Raw genomic sequence first — 1356 nt, 5'->3', positions numbered from 1 at the left:
ATACGCTATCTGCCGTTGCTCCTCCTGCGAATACGCTATCTGCCGTTGCTCCTCCTGCGAATACGCTATCTGCCGTTGCTCCTCCTGCTGCTGTTGTTCCTCCTGCGAATTCGGCCGCTTTGGCGGCGCTACCTCGCCCTCGCTGGCCGGCCACCGGTCCCATGTCCGAGAGTCGAGATAATACAGAACACCAGAACCATTCTGACGCACGTGCAACTGCTTGGCCTTGTCCCACCTCCACGTCTGAGGCCTACCTCTAATATCGTAGGTCGTCACGTCACTGCCCGGCCCACCCACCCCGGGCGCGGTAGCCAACTTCTCCCGCTTTCTATCATCGTACGCGAAGCCAGTGACTCGTTTTCTCCTTTTTTGCTCCTCCGTCAGTCCCCTTTCCCGGGATCTCTTATAACTGGTTTGTTGCCACTCCTTTTTCTTGTCTTTCTCCTCCTGCGTAGGGTGCTTTCTTTTCCTTTCCTTCTCCATTTCCTCATCCTGTCGCCTCTGTCGCTCATCTCTTTTCCATTGCGGGAGGTCGGGATGAAGTGCATTCATCTCCTTGAGTCTGTCGTATTCGTTTGTGATTGCGTCTTCGTTCCGGCCGGGCAGTAACACGCCATGGTAGGCCAGCTCGTAAATCTCCTCCGGAGAGGCTCCGTAATGGCGGAGGTGCTGCAATCTTTGCCCAACCTTGACGACGCCGTGTTCAGGGAGGTGGACGGTGTAGCCTTTCGGCATTCGTCTGCCTTTTAACTCCTCGAAACCGGCGCGGAAGTAAGGGGCGTAGTACCTAGAATGGAAAGCGACGGGTTCGCTTGCCGGGACGCCCATGATTTGCAGTAGTTCAGCCTCGGACTCACGCACCTCAGGGGCGGCAAGGGCGGACCCTTGGTCGCGTTCCCGAGCCGCCTGGCTTCTCAGCTCTTGTGCCCGTCTTCCCGTGTAGTCGTAACCTGGATGTTTTATGTTATTTGCGTCGTTCGTCGCGATGAGATCGTCAAGAGTGTCTTTGTCCGGGTGACCCGCAGGTAGTTCCATCCGGAACAGGGCGAACACGTCCAACTCCGCCTTGCTGAATGCTTTCATCCCTTTCGCACGCCTCCACCGGTCAGAGACTGCGATGCCCGCATCCTCGTCTGCTTTCTTCCCGGAGATGTTCGTGCTTTGTCGCTTCAGGATTGCTTTCGTGAACCCTGCTGCCCATTCTTCGCCGGTCCGCGGCAGCCTGCCTCCGGTGGGGTAGGTGTGTGTTGGTGGGTCGGTGAGGGCGTCGAGGGTGTGTCCGTCGGAAGGGGCAGAGGGCTGATCGCCGTCTGGTCCGAACACGGCCTGCTGGTGGTGGATGTCCCATTGGGCGAG

General features: G+C 58.1%; 1 protein-coding gene. It reads right to left on the bottom strand.

The features are described from left to right. A partial coding sequence (locus tag QSK31_RS48450) for a hypothetical protein (protein ID WP_285691986.1) occupies positions 1 to 1356 on the bottom strand: 1356 nt, incomplete at both ends.

Source organism: Actinoplanes sp. NBRC 103695, assembly GCF_030269485.1.
GTDB lineage: Bacteria > Actinomycetota > Actinomycetes > Mycobacteriales > Micromonosporaceae > Actinoplanes.
This window is presented reverse-complemented; position numbering and strand designations above follow the sequence as displayed.